The organism is Kitasatospora purpeofusca (assembly GCF_042691725.1).
Lineage (GTDB): Bacteria > Actinomycetota > Actinomycetes > Streptomycetales > Streptomycetaceae > Kitasatospora > Kitasatospora purpeofusca_B.
This window is the reverse complement of record NZ_CP170483.1, coordinates 5,828,165-5,847,321: the sequence shown is the minus strand read 5'-3', so window position 1 is coordinate 5,847,321 and position 19,157 is coordinate 5,828,165. Positions and strand designations below refer to the sequence as shown.

Here is a 19,157-nt window from a genome sequence, read left to right as displayed (position 1 = left end):
GACAGTGGGGTTATCGGTCGTTAACCTGGGCGACGGAAGTTAACGTTCATTAACGTGTGGGGGTCGCGGGCTCACCAGCCCCGTCGGCCCACCTGCCGCCGAGGGCAAGGGAGCTCTTGGAATGGTCATCTCCACCGCCGGCGCACCCACCGGCATCAACGGCAGCGCGGCGGCCGGCACCCCGGGCGCCGCCGCACCGGCACCCCGGCTCGGCACGGCCGTCGACCCCGGTTCCGAGGCGTACCGGACGAACACCGCCGCCCACCGGGCCCTGGTCGCCGAACTGCGCGAGAAGCTCGGTGCGGCCTCGCTCGGCGGCGGCGCCAAGGCCCGTGCCCGCCACACCGCGCGCGGCAAGCTGCTCCCCCGCGACCGGGTGGACACCCTGCTCGACCCGGCCTCCCCCTTCCTCGAGCTGGCCCCGCTGGCGGCCGACGGGATGTACGAGGGCGCCGCCCCGGCCGCCGGGGTGATCGCCGGCATCGGCCGGGTCGCCGGGCGCGAGGTGGTCGTGGTCGCCAACGACGCCACCGTCAAGGGCGGCACCTACTACCCGATGACGGTCAAGAAGCACCTGCGCGCCCAGGAGGTCGCGCTGGAGAACCGGCTCCCCTGCATCTACCTGGTCGACTCCGGCGGCGCCTTCCTCCCGATGCAGGACGAGGTCTTCCCGGACCGCGACCACTTCGGCCGGATCTTCTACAACCAGGCACGCCTCTCGGCCGCGGGCATCCCGCAGATCGCCGCCGTGCTCGGCTCCTGCACGGCCGGCGGCGCGTACGTCCCGGCGATGAGCGACCAGGCCGTCATCGTCCGCAACCAGGGCACCATCTTCCTCGGCGGACCGCCGCTGGTGAAGGCGGCGACCGGCGAGGTGGTCACGGCCGAGGAGCTCGGCGGCGGCGACCTGCACTCACGGACCTCCGGCGTCACGGACCACCTGGCCGAGGACGACGCCCACGCCCTGTCGATCGTCCGCACCATCGTCGCCGGGCTCGGCCCGCGCCCGGCCCGCCCGTGGCCGCTCACCCCGGCCGAGCCGCCGGCCGTCGACCCGGCCGGCCTCTACGGGGCCGTCCCGGTCGACCCGCGCACGCCCTACGACGTGCGCGAGGTGATCGCCCGGCTGGTCGACGGCAGCCGGTTCGCCGAGTTCAAGGCCGAGTACGGCGCGACCCTGGTGACCGGGTTCGCCCGGATCCACGGCCACCCCGTCGGCATCGTCGCCAACAACGGCGTGCTGTTCGCCGAGTCCGCCCTCAAGGGCGCCCACTTCATCGAGCTGTGCGATCAGCGGGGCATCCCCCTCCTCTTCCTGCAGAACATCACCGGGTTCATGGTCGGCCGGCAGTACGAGGCGGGCGGCATCGCCAAGCACGGCGCCAAGATGGTCAACGCCGTCGCCTGCACCCGCGTCCCGAAGCTGACGGTGGTGATCGGCGGCTCGTACGGAGCCGGTAACTACTCGATGTGCGGCCGGGCCTACTCACCCCGCTTCCTGTGGATGTGGCCGAACGCCAAGATCTCCGTGATGGGCGGCGAGCAGGCCGCCTCGGTGCTGGCCACCGTCCGCCGTGACCAGCTGGAGGCGCACGGCGAGCAGTGGCCCGCCGAGGCGGAGGAGGAGTTCAAGCGCCCCGTGCGCGAGCAGTACGAGCGCCAGGGCAACGCCTACTACGCCACCGCCCGGCTCTGGGACGACGGGGTGATCGACCCGGCGGACACCCGGACCGTGCTCGGCCTGGCGCTCACCGCCTGCGCCAACGCCCCGCTCCCGGCGCCCGGCCCGTTCGGCGTCTTCCGCATGTAGCGCTCCTCTCCGGGCGGCGGCCCACCCGCTCCGCCGGCTCCCCGGTGCCCGGCACCCACCCGGTGCCACCACCTCCTTCGTACGGCTCCCCTCGACCCGGAGGAACGCCTCCCATGTTCGACACAGTTCTGGTCGCCAACCGCGGCGAGATCGCCGTCCGGGTGATCCGCACCCTGCGGCGGCTCGGCGTGCGCTCGGTCGCCGTGTTCAGCGACGCCGACGCCGACGCTCCGCACGTCCGCGAGGCCGACGTCGCGGTCCGGCTCGGCCCGGCCGACCGCAGCGACAGCTCCGCCGCCGAGACCTACCTGCGGACCGACCAGATCCTCGCCGCCGCCCGCCGGACCGGCGCCCAGGCCGTCCACCCCGGCTACGGCTTCCTCGCCGAGAACGCCTCCTTCGCCCGCGCCTGCGCCGACGCCGGCCTCGTCTTCATCGGACCTCCTCCCGCCGCGGTCGAGCTGATGGGTGACAAGATCAACGCCAAGGAGGCCGTGCGGGCCGCCGGCGTGCCGGTGGTTCCGGGCAGCCGGGCCACCGCGCCCAGCGACGAGGAACTCGTCGCGGCCGCCGAGGAGATCGGCTACCCCGTGCTGCTCAAGCCGTCCGCCGGCGGCGGCGGCAAGGGCATGCGCCTGGTCCGCGACCCGGCCGACCTGCCGACCGAGATCGCCGCGGCCCGGCGCGTCGCCCGCACCGCCTTCGGCGACGACACCCTGCTGCTGGAACGCTGGATCGACCGGCCGCGCCACATCGAGGTCCAGGTGCTGGCCGACGCCCACGGCACCACCGTCCACCTCGGCGAGCGCGAGTGCAGCCTGCAGCGCCGCCACCAGAAGCTGATCGAAGAGGCTCCCTCCGTCCTGCTCAACGCCGAGACCCGGGCGGCGATGGGCGCCGCGGCCGTCCGCGCCGCCGAGTCCTGCGGCTACACCGGCGCCGGCACCGTGGAGTTCATCGTCCCCGGCATCGACCCGGACTCCCCCGCCACCGACGAGGGCGTGCGGGACTTCTTCTTCATGGAGATGAACACCCGTCTCCAGGTGGAACACCCCGTCACCGAGCTCGCCGTCGCCGTCGCCGTGGCCGACACCGCCGGCCCCGCCACCGGACCCGCCGCCGACCGGCCCCGGCGGCTGGACCTGGTCGAGTGGCAGCTGCGGACCGCCGCCGACGAGCCCCTCTCCTTCACCCAGTCCGACATCTCCTTCCAGGGCCACGCCATCGAGGCCCGGATCTGCGCCGAGGACCCGGAACGGGACTTCCTGCCCACCGGCGGACGCATCCTGCTCCTCGACGAACCTCGGGGCGAAGGCGTCCGGGTGGACTCCGGAGTCGCCCCCGGGACCGTGATCACCAGCTCCTACGACCCCATGCTCGCCAAGGTCATCGCCTACGGCCCCGACCGTCCGACCGCGCTGCGGCGCCTGCGCGCCGCGCTGGCCGACACCCGGATCCTCGGCGTCACCACCAACACCGGCTTCCTGCGACGGCTGCTCGCCCACCCGGAGGTCGCCGCCGGCCGGCTCGACACCGGCCTGGTCGAGCAGACGGCGCAGCAGCAGCCCGGGCTGCTCGCCTCGCCGTACTCCCCGGCCGCCGGCACCACGCCGCCCGCCGAACCCTCCGACGCCCTGCCGCCGGAGCCACCGGCGCCCGCCCACCTCCTCTACTACGCGGCCGCGCTGGCGCGGCACCTGGACCTCGCGCCAGCCGCCGACGCCGACGGCTGGACCGACCCGTTCTCCCTTCCCTCCGGCTGGCGCCTGGGCGGCGACCCGGCCTGGACCACCCACCGACTCCGTACCCCCGGCCAGGATCCGGTGTCGGTGCGCGTCCGATCGATCACTGCGGGCAACGTAACGGACGCCACTGACAATCCGTCCGACAGCGCCCTGGAGGTCGAGATCCGGCTCGACGCCGGACCGGTCCACCGGGCCCGGGCGGGCCGCACCGAGGACCGACTCCACCTGACCGTCGACGGCCTGCGGACCAGCTTCGCGCTCGCCGCCGACGGCCCCGTCGCACCCACCGCCGGCCCGGTGACCTGGCTCGGAATCGACGGCGACGCCTGGCCGGTGCACACCCACGACGCGGTCGGCGCGAGCACCGCCGCCGGCGGCGCCCACCACGGCGGCCTGACCGCGCCGATGCCGGGCACCGTCACGGTCGTGAAGACCACGGCCGGGGAGGCGGTCCGCAAGGGCCAGCCGCTGCTCGTCCTGGAGGCCATGAAGATGGAACACGTGATCGCCGCCCCGCACGACGGCACGGTGAGCGAGCTGCGGGCCACCGCCGGCGCCACCGTGGCGATGGAGGAACTGCTGGTCGTGGTGACCCCCGCCGAGACCACCGCGGACGCCCCCGCCGAGGCCACCGCGGCGGTGCGGTCGTGACCGCCGCCGCGCCGAGAGGCGCCGCCCCCGCCCGTGAACCCGACGCCCTCGATCTGGGCCTGCCGGACCCGGTCCGCGCCCCCGGCCTGCCCGAGGAGGTGCGGATCCACGAGGTCGGCCCGCGCGACGGGCTGCAGAACGAGGGCACGCTCGTCCCCGTCGAGGTCAAGGCCGAGTTCATCGGCCGGCTCGCGGCAGCGGGCCTGCGCACCGTCGAGGCCACCAGCTTCGTTCACCCGAAATGGGTACCCCAGCTCGCCGACGCCGAGGAGCTGATGCCCCGACTCACCGGCCTGCCGGAGCGCCACCCGGGCCTGCGCCTGCCGGTGCTGGTGCCCAACGAGCGCGGCCTGGACCGCGCGCTCGCCCACCACGCCACCGACGTCGCGGTGTTCGCCAGCGCCACCGAGACCTTCGCCCGGCGCAACCTCAACCGCTCGGCGGACGAGGCGATGGCGATGTTCCGCCCTGTGGTGGAGCGGGCCGCGGCGGCCGGGGTCCCGGTCCGCGGCTACCTCTCGATGTGCTTCGGCGACCCCTGGGAGGGCCCGGTCCCGGTCGCCCAGGTGGTCCGCTTCGGGGTGCGGCTGCTGGAGATGGGCTGCGCCGAGCTGAGCCTCGGCGACACCATCGGCGTGGCCACCCCCGGCCAGGTCACCGCCCTGCTCGACGGGTTCGCCGCGGCGGGGGTGCCGACGGGCCGGCTCGCCGTGCACTTCCACGACACCTACGGCCAGGCCCTCAGCAACACGCTGGCGGCGCTGCGCTCCGGGGTCACCACCGTGGACGCCTCGGCCGGCGGGCTGGGCGGCTGCCCCTACGCCAAAAGCGCCACCGGCAACCTCGCCACCGAGGACCTGGTGTGGATGCTGCACGGACTCGGCGTCCGGACCGGCGTCGACCTGCGCGCCCTCGTCGCCACCAGTGGCTGGATGGCGCGCCGGCTCGGCCGGCCGAGCCCCTCCCGCACGGTCCAGGCCCTGCTCGGCAGCACGCCCACCGGATCACCGGACTGACCCGCACCGACCGTCCCGTGCGACGGCCCGCCCCGCACATCCGTCTGCTCATCACACCGCCCGCCCGTCACACCAGCACCGGCGGCGGTCGTCCCGACCACGCCCGCGCCCACCCGGCGGGGCCCCAGGAGGATCACCATGCTCGACCACCGGTTGAACACCGAGCACGAGGAACTGCGGCGCACCGTGGCCGAATTCGCCCAGGACGTGGTGGCGCCGAAGATCGGCGAGTACTACGAGCAGGGCGAGTTCCCCTACGAGATCGTGCGGGAGATGGGGCGGATGGGCCTGTTCGGCCTGCCGTTCCCGGAGGAGTACGGCGGCATGGGCGGCGACTACTTCGCGCTCTGCCTGGCGCTGGAGGAGCTGGCCCGGGTCGACTCCTCGGTCGCGATCACCCTGGAGGCGGCGGTCTCGCTCGGCGCGATGCCGATCTACCGCTTCGGCACGGAGGAGCAGAAGCGCGAGTGGCTGCCCCGGCTGACCTCGGGCGAGCTGCTCGGCGCGTTCGGGCTGACCGAGCCCGAGGGCGGCTCGGACGCCGGAGCGACCCGGACCACCGCGCGCTACGACGAGGCCACCGACGAGTGGGTGATCAACGGCACCAAGTGCTTCATCACCAACTCCGGCACCGACATCACCGGTCTGGTCACCGTCACCGCCCTCACCGAACCGATCGCTCGTTCGAGTGAAGAGGGCGAATTCTCCTCGCCACGGCGGGAAATCTCCTCCATCATCGTGCCCACCGGGACCCCCGGGTTCCAGGTGTCGAAGAAGTACTCGAAGGTCGGATGGAACGCATCCGACACCCGCGAACTGTCCTTTACCGACTGCCGCGTCCCCGCGGCCAACCTCCTGGGCGAGCGAGGTCGCGGCTACGCCCAGTTCCTGCGGATCCTCGACGAGGGCCGCATCGCGATCGCCGCCCTGGCCACCGGCCTGGCCCAGGGTTGCGTCGACCAGTCCGTCTCGTACGCCGGTACGCGCCGCGCCTTCGGCCGGCCGATCGGCGCCAACCAGGCCATCCAGTTCAAGCTCGCCGACATGGAGATGCGCGCCCACACCGCCCGCCTCGCCTGGCGGGACGCCGCGTCCCGGCTGCTGCACTCGGAACCGTTCAAGAAGGAGGCCGCGATCGCCAAGCTGTACTCGTCGGAGGCCGCCGTCGACAACGCCCGCGAGGCGACCCAGATCCACGGCGGGTACGGCTTCATGAACGAATTCCCCGTCGCCCGCTTCTGGCGGGACTGCAAGATCCTGGAAATCGGCGAAGGCACCTCGGAGGTCCAGCGGATGCTCATCGCGCGAGAGCTCGGTGTCTCCTGAGGTTGCCGTAGGCCGCACCCGCCGGTTCGCCGACCCGTCCGGCTCGGCGAACCGGCAGGCCGGGACGGTCGCGAGATCACAAGAAGGAAGGAATCACACCGGGCTGCCCGAGTCGATCTGGTCGTACCGGGCCAGCGCGAGTTCGAACGCCGTCGGCGCGACCTTGACGGCGCCGTCGAACGGGCCGCTGAGCTGGAACACCAGGCTGACCGCGAACGCGACCGAGGCCCCCACGAACCCCATCAGCACCAGGTTGCGCCCGGTGGCGGTCAGTCCGACCACCGGCGGCGTCGCCAGCACGAACACCGACCCCACCACCAGACCTCCCAGCGCCAGGGCCGGCACCTGCGCACGGATATCGGCCAGCCGGGCGTTCCGCCGCGCGTAAACGTCCGTGAGACTCCTCAACACATCTGCCTTGGCGGCGAGTTCGGACACGTTCTGGCTGCGCACCGCGTCCACCGAGGTCCGGATCCGGTCGGCCGCCGCCCAGGCCTCGGCGCTGCCGTGTCCATCGCCCATCTGCTCCCACTCGTCCGTGATCACCTGATGCGTGTACGCGCGCACGCGTTGCTGCACCACCGGGCGGTCCGGGCCCGGCAACAGTCGTGCCGACCAGTACACCTCGGTGAGCGCCCGGGACTCCTCGTAGGTGTGCTGGCGGGCGGTGTTGAGCTGCTGCCACGAGCCGGCGATGGCGAAGCCGGTGAAGAGCGCGAAGAAGCCGAGCACCGCCGCGCCCGCGAAGCCGATCGCGGACGGGTTGGTCGCACCCTCGCGGGAGCCTCGGGACCGGCCGACCAGTGCACCGATGGCCAGAGCGAGCGCTGCGCCGGCCAGTGCCGCCACGACATTGACCCACATCTACCGACCACTCCCCCGACGTTCACTCGCCACCGCCACCTCCAGGACCATCGTTCCGACGCTGCCGCACCGACAGGGCGGCGGCCAGCACGACAAGGACGGGAAGCACGATCGACAACAACAGCATCAGCACCTCGTCGGCGCCCCAGTCGTCGTCCCAGTCGAACGGCGTGTCGTCCGGGATCTGAGCGGCCGAGGCCGCGTTCCCCCGCGGGTTCGGGCTACCGGACTGACCTGGCTGACCGGGCTGACCCGACCCCGCAGAGCCGGAACCGGCACCCGCACCGCCCGAAGCGCCACCCGCCGCGGCTCCCTGCGCCGCCGCACCGGCTCCGGCTGCTCCGGCCCCGGCGGCCCCGGCGGCTCCGGCAGCCGCCCCGCCGGCCCCCGCGCCACCGGCGGCTCCACCGGCTGCGGCTGCCCCGGCTGCCCCGGCCGCTGCTCCAGCGGCACCTCCGGCCGCTCCGGCCGCAGCTGCGGCCCCGGCGGCACCAGCGCCTCCAGCCCCGGCGGCCGCTCCAACGGCACCGGCAGCTCCCGCCCCTGCTCCTGCCCCGCCGGCAGCTGCGGCGGCTCCGGCGGCAGCCACTGCCTGGAACGGGCTTGCGGGAAGCCCGAAGATGCTGGTGCCCGGGCGGTACGGCACTGCGGAGCCTGCCGCTGCGGCCGCAGCGGCAGCGGCAGCAGCCGTGCCTGGTACCGGGGCAGCCGGCCCGGCGGCGGCAGCGGCTGCCGGGTTGGCGGCGGCACCGGGAGGTGCTGCGGCCGCCGGGCCGGGTGGTGGCGCGTTGGCACCGGCGGCGTTGGCCGCCGCGCCCGGGGCGGTGCCCGGCGGCGGGCCGGCGGGGTTGGCGGCCCCGCCGGGCGGCGCGGGGACGGGGGCCTCGCCCTCGTAGTCACCGGGGGCCTCGGCGGCGACCGGCAGGGGGGCCAGTGGACGGCCGTCCTGGCCGACCGCGCCGTCCACCGCCAGGCCCTCGGCCCTGGCCACGGCGGTGTGCCGACCGGGCACGGCCTCCCCGGAGGCGGTGCAGTCCAGAGGGCGGCCGAGTTCCAGCAGTCCGCCGGCGGACTGTCCGGTGCAGCTGACCGGCCCCACCCCCGGGAGGTGGTCGACCACGCTGACCGCACTGATCGGCGAGTCGCCGACGGCGTCCACCCGGTACCGGAGCCGGATGTCGCCGCCGACCACCATCGGCAGCGAACGGCGACCGGCGAACATCGACTCATCGAGGAAAGGAGCTCCGACAGCCGGAGCCTGAGCGGAGATCAGCTCTCGGCGCGCGGTCCGGTCGGCGCGGACCACCACGCCGGTGCCCGTGGGGACACCGACCCGAGTGAGGGTGATCCCGGCGACCAGCCCCTGATAGCCGGCCTCCGCGGTCGCGACGGCCTTCGGCATGCCCTTCGGGGCGGTGGCCTCGGCCCGGACCTCGGTCCGCTGCCGTCCGCTCCGGGCCGGCAGGGTGGCCGAGCACTCGACCACGCCCAGCGGCGGGAGCGTGAACGGTTGCAGGTTCCCGCAGACCACCGCCGCTCCGGAGACCTGGGCGTCCGTGACGGTCGTGACGGTGAGCGGGTACTCGGCCTGGTTCGTCAACCGATAGACGCGGAGCAGCTGTTCGTCGGCGCGGACCCGGACATCGACACCGGTCGCGCCGTTGGTGCGGACCTCCAGCCGGACCGCTCCCCGGGCCTCGCCGCCCGCCGGGTGGAGCGCCGAGGCCCGGGGAGCGTCGGCCAGCCCGGCCGGGGCCGGGACGAGGAGGAGGGCGAGGAGCGCGACGGCACGACGGAAGGGGCGGCCGGGAAGACGGCGTGGGGAACAGTCCGGGGAACGACTCGGTGGCGAGGTTGACCCATCGATCACCTTGTCATTCTTTGCCGCACCCACACGGCGGAGCGGGCGGCACCGCGCGCCGTCGGCGTGGATAGCTCGAACAGCCCACACCGCCCGCCCCGTCCCGGCCACCGGGACGGGGCCGGTGAACCGGATCGACCGTCAGGGAATCACGATCACCGGGCGGTTGGCCCGGCGGGCGAGGCGGCCGGAGACCGAGCCGAACATCTTGCCGAGCAGGCCGCGCGTCGTGCCGACCACGATCGCGTCGGCGGCGAACTCGCGGCCGACCTCCTCGATCTCGTGGGAGATGTCGCCGCCCCGCTCGACCAGGATCCAGGGCACCCCGGCGAGGAAGTCCGCGCAGGCGAGTTCCAGGCCGAGCACCTCCGTCCGGTGGTCGGGGAGGTCGACGAAGACCGGTGGTTCGCAGCCCGCCCAGACGGTGGCGGGCAGGCGGTTGGCCACGTGCACGATCACCAGGCCGCACTGGGAGCGACGGGCCATGCCCACCGCGTAGGCGAGGGCGCGTTCGCTGGACAGCGAGCCGTCGAAGCCCACCACCACGCCGTGCTGGAAGGCCGGGTCGCAGGCTTGGGCGGGCGCCTCACGGAGCGCCGGTTCGCCGGCCGCCCCGCTCGCGCCGGGCAGGCCGGGGGCGCTCGGGCGCTCGGCGCCCGGTCCCGGCCGGCCCGTCACCGGGGGCTCCGGGACATCGGAGCGCCGGTCGTCCCGCCGCTGGCGGGAGCCTGAGCCGGGGCGGCCCCGGCGCGCAAGGTGGCGAAGGGGGCGGGTGAAGCCACCGCCCCGGGCGTCCTCGCCCGGCTCCACCGGTCGGGAGGGCTCAGAACCAGCCATGGCACAAGGCTCTTCGAAGGAGATGGGCCGACAGGAGAGGACAACGCTGCCCGGGCGGCAGGCCCGCCCACGGGAAGTCGTCGGTCTGCGCCGAGCACCACCGTTTGTGACCTGTTCCTTTCAGAGTACGACGGGCCGGACACGCAGCCCAGCCGCGCGGCCCCGAGGACGCACTCTTCCCGCGAACGAGGGATGCGCGCGCCGACGGCGGTGCGCCCCTCGACCGGGTGCGGAGGCGCCCCTCCGCCGAAGGAGGTTCCCTGGAGCTTGACTGAGCGGACCGGGCGACGCAACAGGATCCCGGGACACCGTGACCGGACTGTCATGGATCGATGACGATCCGTTGCGGACCGTCACCGGGCAGTGAAGCGGCTGGTGGGGGCGGGCGGCGAGGCCGACGGGCAGGAGGTGGGCCGGCGCGGGGTGCGCCGCCGCCCCGGCACCCGTTTCAGCCAAGGGGCACGGGTTCGGGACGCCGTCTGGCATTTGCCAGGTGCATAGGCGCGGCCGCTGGCACCATGCTCGACATGCCCCTGCTCCTGCTCGACCTCGACAACACGCTGCTCCCCAGGGACGCCGCATTCCGGGCCTGGGCTCAGGATTTTCTGACCGAGCGGGCGCTGCCGCCCGCAGACGTCGACTGGCTCGTCACCATCGACGGCGGCGGCTACGTACCGCGCAGCACCGTACTGTCCGCCGCCCGACGCCGCTACGGCCTCGACGAGTCGCTCGACCGACTCTTCACCCACTACCGGCACGGCATCAACTCCTACATCCACTGCCCGGCCCGCAACATCGACGCGCTGCGGGCGGCGCGCGCCGCCGGGTGGACGCTCGGCATCGTCAGCAACGGCAGCACCGGGCCGCAGCTGGAGAAGATCCGGCGGACCGGGCTCGGGCCGATGGTCGACGGCTGGGTGATCTCCGAGGAGGCCGACTGCCTCAAGCCGGACCCGCTGATCTTCGAGATCGCGGCGCAGCGGTGCGGCTTCGCGCCGACCGGGGACTGGGCCGCGCAGACCTGGATGATCGGCGACCACGCCCCGGCGGACATCGCCGGCGCGGAGCTGGCCGGGCTGCGGAGCGTCTGGCTGCACCACGGCCGTCCGTGGGCCGAGCCGGCCTACCGGCCGACGCTCAAGGCAGCCGGCCTGCCGGAGGCGGTCGGCCAGGTGCTGGCCGCCCGTGGCATTCCGGCGGCCTGCCCGGAGTCCTTCGCTCGAGGCGCGGATGCGCCGCGCCGTGCCGCCTGCGGCGGCGTTGCGGTCGCGCGCCTGGCGGGGGCGACGGGTGGCGCGGGCGTTCCGCGCCCCCGCGAGCGCGGGCTCGCCGCGGTCCGGACGGCAGCCGCCCCGGGGTGATCGGCGGGCCGGCTGCGAGCGGGGCGCAGGCCGGACCGGGGGCGGAACGGAGAGGAACGGCGCAGAGCAGCGCGCGCGACGGCACGCCGTGCCGTACGTCCGCCGCTGGCGGTGGATGCGCGCCTTCAGCCGTGCTCGCCACGGGAAGTGCTTCACCGGCCTCCGGGACCGGACCGGCTGTCCGAAACCGGTCCGGCGGGTTTGCCGAGGATGCCGCCGCCCGCTCCGTCCCGATGGAACCCACGGTGGCGCTCCCGGCACGGACGAGCGTCGCGCAGCGGCCGTGCGGGCGCGGACACGGTGCATGCGGCACGCGCCCGCCCCTCGGACCACCCCGCCAGGCCCAGTGGTCACGGCAGTCCCAACAGTCACGACGGTCCGTCCCCGCCCTGCCCGGCCCTCCAGCACCACGAGACCGACGCGAGGCCGGCGCGGGCGCCCGTACGGCTCACCTTCCGTCAGCGTGTCACCAGCGCAACGGCCGTGGGAGCGCGCCCGCGGCGAAGGATCCGGATCCGGACCGTACGCCGCGCAACCCTTTCGCCGTGATCGGCGTCGTCAGTTCCGGCACCCCTGTGCCCAGTTCGCACACCGCGTGAGCGCCGTGGCGCGACACCCCGCCGCCCGAACCTGCCGGGCCGCCGTACCTCGACATCGCCCTTGGCCGGTAAGAGCCGGCCGGGGATCTGCGCCGGTGGCCGGCGGTGCGGCCGGTCACCGGCCCCCAGCCCCGGCACTGGCCGGATGAAGCCTGGGAGGCGCACGCCGGGTGGCCGTGCGCCCTCTTGTGCACCGCCTATTTTCAGTCAATCTCGCGCGGCTCCCCCGCCCTTGGGCATATCCGCAGCCCAGGCGCACCGGCCGGGCGCATCGGAGCCGGACGCCCCAGGACCCGCCCCGCGACAACCAGCCACCGTTGCCCCGACCCTCTTCCCAGAAGGGTCGACGGGTGCCACGCTTCGTGATCGAATGCATCACGCCAAATTGCCATGTCGACATAGCGTCGGATGGTGAACTTGTCACAACGGCAACGGTCCACCCGATAGATTCGATCTTGGCCAGCAGTGCCGCACCACCACACCACACCACCGAGGGGGCTTGAGCGCCTTGAGCAGGGTGAGCAGGAGCGACGCGGGTCCTGACAGCGGCCAGGCCGTGGCCGGTATCGCGGGTCGTTCCGCGAGAAGCGCCGGCTCCCAGGCCTCCACCGCCAACACCCGTCACTCCGGCACCGCCTCCTACTCCTCCTATTCCCCTGCGGCCCCGTCCGTCCCGGGCACCCCGTCCGCACCGGGTGTCACAGGCGGTCCGGGCGCCCCGCAGGCCACGGGTTCCCCGTCCTTCCCGGCGCCCCCTGAACACAGCGGACGCCACGTCAGCCGACCGCCCGTCAGCCACTCCGGCGGGTACGGAAACGGCTCGGACGGGCGGGTCGGGGCGTCGGTTACCGGCCATTCCGGCGGACACCCCGGCGGCCATGCCGGACCCGAGAACGGCTACGCGGCCTTCGCGCCGGGGGCTCCCGGCACCGGCCTCGGACCGGCCCTCCCCGGACTGTCGGGCCCCGCGGCCGTCGGCGGGCTCCCCGCCGGACCGCTCGGCCTCGGCGCCGTCGGGCACGGCATCGGCGGCCACGGCCCGGCGGCCCACGGTTCCGGCGGCCACGGCGGTTCCGCCGGCTTCAACGGCGCCTCGGCGACCGTGATGGCCGCCGCACCCCGCAAGCTCTCCGGCCGCCGCCGCCGCGAGACCGTCGCCGTCCTGATCTTCGGCGGCGGACCGATCTTCGAGAGCTCGATCCCGCTCTCCGTCTTCGGCGTCGACCGCCAGGACGCCGGGGTGCCGCGCTACCGCCTGCTGGTCTGCGCCGGCGAGGACGGCCCGCTCGCCACCACCGGCGGCCTCACCCTCTCCGCCCCGTACGGGCTGGAGGCACTGGCCCGGGCCGGCACCATCGTCGTCCCGGCGTGGCGCTCGATCTCGCAGCCGCCACCGGTCGAGGCGATCACCGCGCTGCGCAAGGCGCACCACGAGGGCGCGCGGATCATCGGTCTGTGCACCGGCGCGTTCGTCCTCGCCGCCGCCGGCCTGCTGGACGGCCGCCCGGCGACCACGCACTGGATGTACGCGCCCACCCTGGCCAAGCGCTACCCGCGGGTGCACGTCGACCCGCGCGAGCTGTTCGTCGACGACGGCGACGTGCTCACCTCGGCCGGTACCGCCGCCGGCATCGACCTGTGCCTGCACGTGGTCCGCAGCGACCACGGCGCCGAGGCGGCCAACGCGCTCGCCCGCCGACTGGTGGTGCCGAGCCGACGCGGCGGCGGAGGACAGGCCCAGTACATCGATCAGTCTTTACCGGAGGAGATCGGCAACGACCCGCTCGCCGAGGTCGTGACCTGGGCGCTGGAGAACCTCAACCAGCAGTTCGACGTCGAGGTGCTGGCGGCCCGCGCCTACATGAGCCGGCGGACCTTCGACCGGAGGTTCCGCACGCTCACCGGCAGCGCCCCGCTGCAGTGGCTGATCACCCAGCGGGTGCTGCAGGCGCAGCGGCTGCTGGAGACCTCGGAGCTGTCGGTGGACGACGTCGCCCGCCGCTGCGGCTTCCGGTCGCCGGTGGCGCTGCGCGGGCACTTCCGGCGCCAGCTCGGGGTCTCGCCGGCCGCGTACCGGACGAGCTACCGGGCCCGGCGGCCCGGGGCGGCCGCTCCGGCGCCGGCCTCGCCGGCGGGCGGCGACCTGCGGACGGCCGGGGCGGTCGCGTCGTCGGCCGCGGCCGGCTCGGCGGGCGGGTCGCTCCCGGGTCAGCACGGCGGGCACGGGCTGGCCGCCGCGGGATACCCGGGCGGGCCGGGTGCGGCGTACCCGGGCCAGCACGGGCAGCCGTCCGGACCGGGCGTCCACGCGCGGGCCGGGCAACCGTACCCGCACCAGGCGGCCGGGCACCAGGCGCACCCCGGGCAGCCGGGGGCCGGTCGCGGTCCGGCGCGTCCGTCGATGGTCCCGGCGCAGCCCGGGCCCGGCGCGGGCCGCCCGTCCAGGACGGCGGAGCACGCGGCCGCCGAGGACGGGATCCCGCAGCCGGGGGCACGCGGGCAGGGCCAGGGGCACCGGAGCGCGGCCGACCGGCCGCAGGACGGGGCGTCGGAGGTCCGGGCCCGGCAGGCCCGGGCGGGCCAGCTCCGTCCGCAGGCCGCACGGGGCACCGCGGCGGAGGCCCGGGAGGCCCGTGAGGCGCGGTCCGGGCGGGACGTCCGCCCGGCGCACCCCGTCGGCCATCCCGGCCGGGAGGCCCGGGAGGCGGACGGCCACGCCCAGGACGAGCACGGCTCCGAGGGCCGCGCCCCGGCGCCGCGCTCGGCTCCATCGGTGCCCGCGGCGCGTGATCGCGCCGTAGGGTGAGTGGCGTGAATGACCGTTTGGTATGGATCGACTGTGAAATGACAGGCCTCGACCTCGACCGGGACGCCCTGGTCGAGGTCGCGGCACTGGTGACGGACTCGGAGCTGAACATCCTCGGCGAGGGTGTGGACGTCATCATCCGCCCGCCCGCCGAGGCGCTGGCGAACATGCCCGAGGTGGTGCGGGCGATGCACACCTCCTCCGGGCTGCTGGAGGAGCTGGAGCACGGGGTCACCCTGGCCGAGGCGGAGGCGCTGGTCCTGGCGTACGTGCGCGAGCACGTGCCGGAGGCCGGCCGCACGCCGCTGTGCGGGAACTCGGTGGCCACCGACCGCGGGTTCCTGAGCCGGGACATGCCCGCGCTGGAGAACCACCTGCACTACCGGATCGTGGACGTCTCCTCGATCAAGGAGCTGGCCCGGCGCTGGTACCCGAAGGCGTACTACAACAGCCCGCAGAAGGGCGGGAACCACCGGGCGCTCGCCGACATCCGCGAGAGCATCGACGAACTGCGCTACTACCGCGAGGCGGTGTTCGTCCCGCAGCCCGGCCCGGACACCGACACCGCGCGCGCGATCGCGGAGAAGTACCAGGCGCCGACGGACTGAGCCCGGAGGCGACGGAGGTGCTCGCGCGGGGGAACGAAACCCTGGCGCGAGCACCCTTCCGGATCCTGTAGAGTTCTTCCTGTCGGAACGGGAACGCCGAAGAGCGGGAACGGTCTGGACAGATGGTGGGTGTAGCTCAGTTGGTAGAGCACCTGGTTGTGGTCCAGGTGGCCGCGGGTTCGAGTCCCGTCACTCACCCCATCGCCCCGAGGGGCCGGTTTCGTCAAGGAACCGGCCCCTCGGGCTTTTTCGCGTTCCCTCAGATCGGCGGCGGCCGGGCGCCAATGGTGTGCTGTGCGTCACGCCGTGGCCCGCGTCTCATTCCTTTTCCCCGGTCGCGGCCCTGCCGCCGGAAGCTACCGGCTAGTAACGTTGCCGCCATGACCACTCCTTCGATCGGCCAGCTCCTCGACTCCACCGTCCCGATGGCCCGGACGCTCAAGCTCGAGTACCTGGAGACCACCCCGGAGCGCGCCGTGCTGCGGCTGCCCGACCAGCCCGAGTACCACAACCACGTGGGCGGCCCGCACGCCGGCGCGATGTTCACCCTCGCCGAGTCGGCCAGCGGCTGCATCGTGCTGGGCGCCTTCGGCGACCAGCTGTCGCGCGCGGTGCCGCTGGCGGTGAGCGCCGAGATCGCCTACAAGAAGCTCGCCATGGGCGCCGTCACGGCCACCGCCGTGCTCGGCCGGCCGGCCGCCGACATCGTCGCCGAGCTCGACAAGGGTGAGCGCCCGGAGTTCCCGGTGACCGTCGAGATCACCCGCGCCGACGGTGCGGTGACCGGCGTCATGACGGTCCTCTGGACGCTGCGCCCCAACTCCTGAGCGGGCACGGCGCGGGAGCACCTCGCAGGTCCGCGCCGACCGTCCGCGATGACCCACCGCGATGACTGTCCGTGACGGCGGCCGTGTCCTCACGGTCCGCCCGCTCGTTCTCGATTCACGTGCGAGCCAAACACGCGACCAGGGGCCCGGAACCCGCCCGACGGACCGTCGGCGGCGGGTGGCGCGCGGCCCGGCGGTGGCTGTCCCGGCCGCGGGCCGTCGCGGCGGGCTGGGCGCTCCTCGCGCAGCTCTGGGGGTTCGGCGCTCCCGCCGCCTGCGCGGCCGGCGCCGAACCACTCCCGGAGCCGGTCGGCCGGACCGTCGGCCGGGCTCTGACCGGCGGCGCGGCGGCGTCCGACGACCCGGCGGAGCGGACCGGGCCGGGCCCGTCCGACGGGCTGCTCGACGGGCTCACCGACGCCGTACCGGAGGTCGCGGCAGGTGTCCTCGTGCCGGGGCTGGACGCCGCGACCGGCTCGATCGGCCGGGCGCTCCAGGACCGGATCAGGGCCGGCGGCCTCCCCCTGCCGGGGCAGCGGGCCGCCGTGCCGGACGCGTTCGCGATCGCCTCCGGGCTGTTGGACACCGTGCCCGCCCAGCTCCGCCCCGCCGAGGTGCGGGCGGCCGGCGTCGAGACGCCCGACGGGCCGTCGGGCTCCTCCGCCCGGCCCGCCGACACCACCCGGCCGGACCGGCCGGGCGGCTCCCCGCACGGCCCCGCCGCCCCGCCCCCGGCGCCCGCCCCGCAGGACCGGCCCGAGCGTCCCGCGGCCGGGAATCCGGCCCCGGCGGGCGGCGGCAGCGGACCGACGGACGGCCGGGACCGCGCGGCCGCCGCGCCCGGCGTTCCGGCGCCCGGCCCGCCGGCCCGGCCCGCCGGGACCGCGACCAGGACGGCCGCCGTCACCGTCGCCCACGACACCGCGGGCACCGCGACCGCCGTCCTCGCCCCGATCACGGCCGGGCTGCTGCTGACCGGCGCCGCGATGTACAAGCACCGGGGCCTGCCGAAGGGCCACTGAGCGGCCCCGGCCGGGCGGGGGTCACGAGTCGGGGGTGGGCACGTGGAGGGTGAGCAGCGGCAGTTCGCGCCCGGGGACGGATCCGGAGGGGGTCGTGCCGGTGCGGACGGCGCCCATGGCCAGGTAGAAGGGTTCGGCGTTCGGGTCGGCGTCGACGGTGATGCGCTCGAAGCCGAGGGCCGCGGCCTCGGCTCGCAGGTGCCCCATCAGGCGGCGGCCGACGCCGCGGCCGATGACGGCCGGTTCGACGAAGAGCATGCCCAGTTCGCCCTCCGGGGGCGCCCCGGCGAGGGTGACGAAGCCCAGCACCCGGCCGTCCTCCTCCGCGACGGCCGTGCGGTCGGGCCCGATCCGGTCCGGGTCGAGGGTGAGTTCGGCCCGGCAGGCCTCGATGAACGCCGCGTCGTAGCCCCAGTGCGCCTTGGAGCGCAGGGCCAGGGCGCTGAGCGCCGCCGCCTCGCTCGGCCGGGCCGGTCGGATCAGCATGGCGGGTGCTCCTCCTGGTCGGGTCGTCCGGGACCCGGACATGGTGCACCGGAAATCGGCCCGGCGGAAGTCGGCCCGGCGGAAACCGGCCCAGGGCGTGTCTGACCATTCGCGTCGGATCGGCGTGCGGCTCCCCCAGCCTCCGGCCGGGAGGTGCCCCCATGGGTGCGTGCATCGCAAGGCGGAGGTGGGGGCACCCCCGGCCGCCAGGCTGGGGGCGGAGTCCATGCGGTGGGGGCACCTCCCGGCCGCCAGGCTGGGGGCCATCGGCGACCGACGACAACGCGGCGTGGGGGTACCTCCCGGCCGAGGGCTGGAGGCGTGCGTGCCATGGCGTCGCACGCCCGGCGGGAATGGTCAGACACGCCCTACCGGAACACCCCGGGGGGCGGGGCCGGGGACGGGCCGGCGGTGGCGTCGGTGGCCGGGGCGGCGCCGGCGGCGAAGTCGACCAGGGCGCGGCCGTGTTCGACCCGGCCGTGGGCGGCGTCCGAGGCCACCCGGCGGGTCAGTTCGGCCAGCGGGAGCGGGGTGTGCGCGGCGGCCAGGACGAGGTTGCCGAAGCGCTTGCCGCGCAGCACCGCGGGGTCGGCGACCAGGCAGAGTTCGGGGAAGACCGCGCCGAGGGTGGCCACCTGGCAGCGGGCGAACGGCAGCGCGGAGCCGTCGGCGATGTTGACGGCGTACCGGCCGCCGGGGGCGAGGGCCCGGGCGGCCAGCGCGGTGAACTCGACGGTGGTGCAGTGGGCGGGCACCCGGGCGCCGGAGAAGACGTCGGCGATCACCAGGTCGACGGTGCCCTCGGGGGTGCGCTCCAGCACGCCGCGGGCGTCCGCGCCGCGCACCTTGACCTGCCAGCCGCGGTCCAGCGGGAGTTCGGCGCGGACCAGTTCGGTGAGCGCGGTGTCGATCTCGGCGACCTGCTGGCGCGAGCGCGGGCGGGTGGCCGCGACGTAGCGGGCCAGGGTGAGGGCGCCGCCGCCGAGGTGCAGGACGGTGATCGGGCGGCCGGGCGGGGCGGCGAGGTCGACGAGGTGGCCGAGCCGGCGCTGGTACTCGAAGCCCAGGTGGGTGGGGTCGGCGAGGTCGACCAGGGACTGGGGAGCGCCGTCGATCAGCAGCGACCAGGCGGCGGGGCGGTCGCGGTCGGGGCGGAGCTCGGCGAGGCCGGAGTCGACGGCGCGGGTGAGCGGGCCCTGGGCGTGGGTGCGGCCGCCGGGGCCGGTGGCGGCGGGCGGGTCGCTCTCCGCGGCGGTGCGGCCCCGGTCCGCGGTGCGGCCGGCTCGGTTGCTTCGTCCCATACCCGCCATTATCGCCGCCGCCCGGAAGCGCCCCCGG

13 protein-coding genes, 1 tRNA gene and 1 pseudogene are annotated in these 19,157 nt (G+C 75.1%); 10 read left to right on the top strand and 5 right to left on the bottom strand.

The window, feature by feature from the left end; translation table 11 throughout:
* The first annotated feature begins 121 nt into the window (after positions 1 to 121).
* From ACFCLZ_RS25265 to ACFCLZ_RS25250, 4 genes are all read left to right on the top strand, one after another.
* Complete coding sequence (locus ACFCLZ_RS25265; protein WP_380279512.1) at positions 122 to 1,810, top strand: carboxyl transferase domain-containing protein; 1,689 nt, start codon at positions 122 to 124, stop codon at positions 1,808 to 1,810.
* A 113-nt stretch (positions 1,811 to 1,923) separates the two neighbouring features.
* Positions 1,924 to 4,206, top strand: a complete 2,283-nt coding sequence (locus ACFCLZ_RS25260; protein WP_380279510.1) for a biotin carboxylase N-terminal domain-containing protein — start codon at positions 1,924 to 1,926, stop codon at positions 4,204 to 4,206.
* Positions 4,203 to 5,222 (top strand): hydroxymethylglutaryl-CoA lyase, encoded by a 1,020-nt coding sequence (locus tag ACFCLZ_RS25255; RefSeq protein ID WP_380279508.1) that lies wholly within the window; start codon positions 4,203 to 4,205, stop codon positions 5,220 to 5,222. The genes ACFCLZ_RS25260 and ACFCLZ_RS25255 overlap by 4 nt, the downstream gene beginning before the upstream one ends.
* Positions 5,223 to 5,360: 138 nt before the next feature.
* Positions 5,361 to 6,548 (top strand): acyl-CoA dehydrogenase family protein, encoded by a 1,188-nt coding sequence (locus ACFCLZ_RS25250; RefSeq protein ID WP_380279506.1) that lies wholly within the window; start codon positions 5,361 to 5,363, stop codon positions 6,546 to 6,548.
* A gap of 93 nt (positions 6,549 to 6,641) precedes the next feature.
* Here ACFCLZ_RS25250 and ACFCLZ_RS25245 read toward each other — a convergent pair whose 3' ends face one another.
* The 3 genes from ACFCLZ_RS25245 to ACFCLZ_RS25235 all read right to left on the bottom strand — a co-directional run bounded on the left by ACFCLZ_RS25245 (position 6,642) and on the right by ACFCLZ_RS25235 (position 9,903).
* Positions 6,642 to 7,412: a hypothetical protein gene (locus ACFCLZ_RS25245; protein ID WP_380279504.1), complete on the bottom strand. Its 771-nt coding sequence runs from the start codon at positions 7,410 to 7,412 to the stop codon at positions 6,642 to 6,644.
* A 22-nt stretch (positions 7,413 to 7,434) separates the two neighbouring features.
* The gene (locus ACFCLZ_RS25240; RefSeq protein ID WP_380279502.1) at positions 7,435 to 9,282 is read right to left on the bottom strand and encodes a hypothetical protein; all 1,848 of its coding nucleotides are present in this window, start codon (positions 9,280 to 9,282) and stop codon (positions 7,435 to 7,437) included.
* Positions 9,283 to 9,414: 132 nt separating this feature from the next.
* Positions 9,415 to 9,903, bottom strand: coding sequence for a universal stress protein (locus ACFCLZ_RS25235; RefSeq protein ID WP_380286278.1), 489 nt, complete (start codon positions 9,901 to 9,903; stop codon positions 9,415 to 9,417).
* Positions 9,904 to 10,637: 734 nt separating this feature from the next.
* Here ACFCLZ_RS25235 and ACFCLZ_RS25230 point away from each other — a divergent pair.
* From ACFCLZ_RS25230 to ACFCLZ_RS25205, 6 genes and pseudogenes are all read left to right on the top strand, one after another.
* Positions 10,638 to 11,471, top strand: a complete 834-nt coding sequence (locus tag ACFCLZ_RS25230; protein WP_380279500.1) for an HAD family hydrolase — start codon at positions 10,638 to 10,640, stop codon at positions 11,469 to 11,471.
* 1,704 nt (positions 11,472 to 13,175) lie between these two features.
* Positions 13,176 to 14,360: pseudogene (locus ACFCLZ_RS25225) on the top strand (helix-turn-helix domain-containing protein); the annotation flags it as partial.
* A gap of 521 nt (positions 14,361 to 14,881) precedes the next feature.
* Positions 14,882 to 15,484: an oligoribonuclease gene (gene orn, locus ACFCLZ_RS25220; protein ID WP_380279498.1), complete on the top strand. Its 603-nt coding sequence runs from the start codon at positions 14,882 to 14,884 to the stop codon at positions 15,482 to 15,484.
* A 125-nt stretch (positions 15,485 to 15,609) separates the two neighbouring features.
* Positions 15,610 to 15,685, top strand: a tRNA-His gene (locus ACFCLZ_RS25215).
* A 179-nt stretch (positions 15,686 to 15,864) separates the two neighbouring features.
* On the top strand, positions 15,865 to 16,311 hold the full coding sequence (locus ACFCLZ_RS25210; RefSeq protein ID WP_380279496.1) for a DUF4442 domain-containing protein: 447 nt from the start codon (positions 15,865 to 15,867) through the stop codon (positions 16,309 to 16,311).
* Positions 16,312 to 16,430: 119 nt separating this feature from the next.
* Positions 16,431 to 17,333: a hypothetical protein gene (locus tag ACFCLZ_RS25205; RefSeq protein WP_380279494.1), complete on the top strand. Its 903-nt coding sequence runs from the start codon at positions 16,431 to 16,433 to the stop codon at positions 17,331 to 17,333.
* Between the two features lie 21 nt (positions 17,334 to 17,354).
* On the opposite strand, the gene ACFCLZ_RS25200 is transcribed toward ACFCLZ_RS25205, so the two are convergent.
* On the bottom strand, positions 17,355 to 17,819 hold the full coding sequence (locus ACFCLZ_RS25200; RefSeq protein ID WP_380279492.1) for a GNAT family N-acetyltransferase: 465 nt from the start codon (positions 17,817 to 17,819) through the stop codon (positions 17,355 to 17,357).
* 368 nt (positions 17,820 to 18,187) lie between these two features.
* Positions 18,188 to 19,120, bottom strand: a complete 933-nt coding sequence (locus ACFCLZ_RS25195; protein ID WP_380279490.1) for a spermidine synthase — start codon at positions 19,118 to 19,120, stop codon at positions 18,188 to 18,190.
* Positions 19,121 to 19,157 lie beyond the last annotated feature (37 nt).